General features: G+C 58.9%; 4 protein-coding genes. All 4 read right to left on the reverse strand.

What is annotated here, in order from left to right:
* Positions 1–818: hypothetical protein (locus tag BZK42_RS27390; protein ID WP_080861433.1), on the reverse strand; the 818-nt coding region annotated here is incomplete at its 3' end.
* Positions 819–933: 115 nt separating this feature from the next.
* Positions 934–1845, reverse strand: coding sequence for an NAD(P)/FAD-dependent oxidoreductase (locus BZK42_RS27395; RefSeq protein ID WP_080861437.1), 912 nt, complete (start codon positions 1843–1845; stop codon positions 934–936).
* 88 nt (positions 1846–1933) lie between these two features.
* A complete protein-coding gene (locus tag BZK42_RS27400; RefSeq protein ID WP_080861440.1) occupies positions 1934–3904 on the reverse strand; it encodes an ArdC-like ssDNA-binding domain-containing protein in 1971 nt (656 codons plus the stop codon).
* Positions 3905–4000: 96 nt separating this feature from the next.
* A complete protein-coding gene (locus tag BZK42_RS27405; RefSeq protein ID WP_080861444.1) occupies positions 4001–4486 on the reverse strand; it encodes a hypothetical protein in 486 nt (161 codons plus the stop codon).
* Positions 4487–4616: the final 130 nt, after the last annotated feature.

Here is a 4616-nt window from a genome sequence, read left to right on the forward strand (position 1 = left end):
GCCTGCCCCACAACATCACCGTAATCCTTCGCCGTCAGGTGGTCGATATCCTCCACCTCTGTGTCTACCCGGAACGAGGCCATCTGCACGCCATTCCTGTAGTACACATTCGCCACAAACTGCACCGGCGTGAACACACCGTCCGCCACTTTATCCACCCAGGACACGATGTAATCCGGATCAAACTCCATCACATCAATGGCCCCGATATCCTGTGGCATGACGCCCACCCGGATGGTCCCGTACTCTCCCTTATATTCCCGGAGCTGCCAGGGTTCGAAGTTACAGTTCTCCACAAACCGGCTCAGTTGCCGGAAACAGTGCTCTGTCGTCTCCCGCAACTGGCGTCCCAGCCAGGCCTCAAACCGCTGCCAGTATTTTTCCGTGGCATTAAAGGTCTTCTGCGGTATTCGCTGGTTTTCTGGTAAATCCGTCTGGCCGGTCAGGCGAAGATACTCCTCCTCGCTGCACTGCTGTAGCGGCCGGATATCACCGTTCAGCAACTGGTCAGCCTGCCCGCTGCTGTGGGGGTGAACCCGCGGCAGCATCTCTGTAGTATTTCGCTCACGGGCCAGCGTATCCAGTCCGGTTATCCACAGCGTCAGTACCTGCCGGCAGCGTGTCACCGTGGCCTCGTCACTTTCCAGTGAACCCAGCATGGCTTCCATCACCGTCAGCATCTTCTCACGCTCAAACAGCATATACGTGTTAACGTGGTCGGACGCGACGCCCCTGAACTGCCAGGTGAAATCTTCATCCTCCAGCTCAATACCTGTCGCAGCCTGCATCTGCTGCTGTATATACCAGTCATAAATCATCGGGAAACTCCTCCTGTTCAGGAATAAAAAAAGAGGAGACTCCCGCAGGGGAAGGCTCCCCTGGTCGGGTTTACTGCTGATTCAGTGCCTGCGTACCGGTGCGGTTCACCGGCTGTCAGGCCGCCAGTTTCAGTACCGGTCTGCGCGGCACGCTCTGAACCAGCGATGTGCGCTCACGGCGTATCCAGTCAAGCGCCTCAGTGACAGGCTCCCGCCAGTCACTGACGTGCAGATGGTCAGTATCAATAACGTCAGCGTTCCGTCTGAAGACACATACCTCCGCGTCATTGCGGTAAATCACCCTGGCCTCCATACGCACGGGTGTCAGTCTGCCGGCCATAACCTCCTCCAGGTAATCCGCCACAGAAGCATCGTCATACTCCATAATATGTCCGCAGTCGCTCATATCCCGCGGCTGCATATGCAGCTCCAGCCGGCCAAACGGCAGCGTAAAGCACCGCAGTTGTCTGGGCTCCGTATTCAGATTCCGGTACAGTCTGCTCAGCTGCAGCAGGCAGTAGTCACACGCTGCCGCAAGCCGGGCGGATATCCGGGTCACGAAACGGTCCCAGTACGGCAGGGTCGCCTCCAGCGTCTGCCGGCTCATCTGCTCACCGGACATCAGATGTCCCTGCGCGGTCAGGCGCAGAAACGCCTCATCCGGCAGGGACAACAGCGCCTGAGGGTCACCGGGTAATAACCGGTCCACCCGTCCGCTGAACTCCGATACCGTCCGGGGCAGAATGGCCATGTCGTTCATCGACTGCGCCAGCGCGTCCAGGCCCCGTATCCACAGCGTCAGAATCTGCTCAGCATGACGGCACTTCTCCCGCTGCTGCGGGTTCTGTTCCGTCACCTCATCGAGCAAAAACTGCATCACCGCCAGCAGGCGGTCACGGTGCAGCACCATGTCAGTGTTAACGTAATCGGTGTCCCGGTCGTCCACGCGGAAGAAGATTTCCTCCGCCTGAACGTCCAGTCCCAGAAACGTCATAAACTGCCGCTGGATATAAATACTTTCCGGCATGTTCAGTACTCCTCCTGGTTAAGGACAGGAGTTCCCCGCAGGGGGAAACCCCTGTCGGGTGAGTGAAAAATAACGTTACCCTGCGCTGTCACGCCGCATGCTGTCTGCTTTCGCGTTCAGTCTGCTCCCGGTGCAGCTTCAGGTCCCACAGGCCCAGCCGGTATGCCGGCGTGGCCATCTCCCGCGTAATCGCCATCGTCAGACTGTTACCGATGGAGACCACCGCCGGAATATGCATCAGCGTGAGCTGGATGTAACACAGCATCGCCGCCAGCGGGTCGATATCCGTACAGTAAGCAAGCATCTGCTTCTGCGGGTTATAACCTGCTTCCAGCATGGCTTCCGCTGTCGCCACAATCATACCTCCCGCGCCACAGGCCGGGTCGCAGACCGTAATATATTCTCTGCTACCGTCCTCCAGTTCCGGCAGCCTGTCCGCCATGTTCATTCTGGCCATCATGTAGCTCACTCTGTAGGGCGTGAAATACTGTCCCAGATACTGATTTCCCAGCTCCAGCGTCATCAGTAACTGACCCAGAAAATCCGTCGGACTGAATTCCAGCCCGTCAGTAACGGCAGCCAGCAGACCGGACATCCGGACCGCGTCTTCTTTCGAATAGCGTTTAACCCGGCGCAGGTAGTCCGCCTCAACCGTGGGGTCACGGTGGATGGCGTTATACAACGCAGCCGCCGCCATGTGCGCAAAATCACTGAACACCTGCCAGCGGTTTTCATGCGGAGCAATACTGTTAAACAGACTGACAAACTCCTGTATATGCGGGTTTGTCTTCCCCCGGCGGGCAGCCCAGGGCAGCGCCACCACATTGTCATCCGGTTCGTCCGGACCGTCATCGTTGGCTGCTCCGTCCCCCTCTTCTGCCACCGGTGGTGGCAGTAAAGGCAGTGCGGCCGTTGACGACCTGCTGGTTGTTTCTGCATCACTGTTTTCCCCGTACTGGCGAAGGCAGTACAGCAGCTCAGGCCGGGTTTCAGCCAGCGCCAGCAGTTCACTGTCCGGACTGAGTTCTTCCGTAAACAGCGCCCGCTGAGCCAGGTCAGTCCGTTCCCACCGGTATATTCTGGCCAGCGCGTTGACCGCCATCAGCGGCGTGATGCCGCTGTCGATATGCCGTTGCGCCAGCACCGGGCTGGTCAGCAAAGTCTCTTCCGGCGCCAGGCCGTAATGATGCGAGAGAAGGAACGCGGCCATCTTCAGCCAGGTGTCCACCTCACCCATTACAGGTCCTCGTGCCAGGAGCCATTCTGCCGCCCTGCGTGCATCATCCGCGGCGCGGAACAGCAACCAGGGGTCAGGCAGCAGGACACTGCTGACCGGAAGTCCGTCATGCCGGGGCTCCCGGTTGTCCGGCAGCCCCAGACGGGCGGCAAGGAACGCCGCCCCAATATCCATGACCAGTGCTTCATACACACTGTCGGTACGTTCGTCGACCGTCAGTCCGTACCGGTTCAGCCGTTGCGGGTGACCGGCTGCCTGTACCAGAAGGCGAAGCATCTCATTCCCGTCTGTCATGCTGCTTTCTGTACCATATGAACTGCCGTCATACTGCGCCGGCGGCAGCTCAATCCGGTCATGGAGCGGCCGGTACAGCGGTTCAGTACCTTCACGGAACACCACCGGTACCCCGCTGGCGGTCACCAGCGGCGAAATGACGTCATGGTTCGCCGCCGGTTGTGGAGGTAAGGGCCAGTCCGGCTGCAGTTCGTCGGGAAGTCCTTCACACTGCGCCAGGTTAATCACCTTCATCAGGGACAGCTCCGGCCGGTAACGGACCAGCGTCACGGGCTTCTGTCCCGGCATCACCGTCCCGCCCGTCAGGCGGAGGTCATCACCGGTGAGCCACCGGTGACAGTTAAGCGAATACCGCTGCATCGCCTGCCATAACAGCAGGACGTTAATCCCCGTGAACGGTTGCCCGGTCAGGGCATGTTCAGGAACAGCCGCCGGATGCCCCTGCCAGGGCAGACCCGCGGTATCATGGTTATTCAGAAGTCGTCCGGTAATAAACCGGGCGATATCATCAGGGGTGTGTTTCTGCATCGCGCTCTCCTTATGGTAATAAAAAAGGGAGAGCGCCCCCGCAGGGAAGACTCTCCCTGCGGGAACTGAACGGCAGTTAACCGTCAGTCGTTATGTTCAGTTCAGCAGTCTGCCGGCAAATACCGCCAGTCTTCCCGGCAGCGCCAGCAGCTCGCGCCCTGCCTGCAGCGCTTGTTCCGGATGGAAATACCCGTACAGCACCACACTTGTCACCACGCCGGTCACGGCCATCGCGGCCAGCAACCGGTTACGTACCCGGCGGAAATACGCCTCCTTCTGCTGTACCTGCAGATGCAGGTACAGCCCCAGGGTCTGCAGCTCAGCAAAACGGGCAAACTCTTCCCGGCGCATGACTTCACAGGCAATGTCGTAACGCTCCAGCTCTGCCGGGTGGTTACGGGCAAGAAAGCTCCGGTAACCGCCGTTACGCATGGTGTGATAGTGGCTATCAAACTGCTCCTGCAGCCAGCGGTTAAACTCGCTGCGGGTACGCTGAAACACTTCCGGCTCGCTCACCTGTTTCGTTACCGGTACAGGGACAACAGAAGCCACAGTCTTTGTTTCAGGGCTTGTGATACTCATTCAGAACTCCTTGCTGTAAAAAAGTGGCGGAGTTCCCCTGCGGGTTTCCCCGCCAGGGTGAGTGAAAAAAGTTAAGGATTAACGCGCCATCGATACCGTTATCCGGTCCGGTTCGCGCGTCACCTGCAGG

This window comes from Citrobacter braakii (assembly GCF_002075345.1).
Lineage (GTDB): Bacteria > Pseudomonadota > Gammaproteobacteria > Enterobacterales > Enterobacteriaceae > Citrobacter > Citrobacter braakii.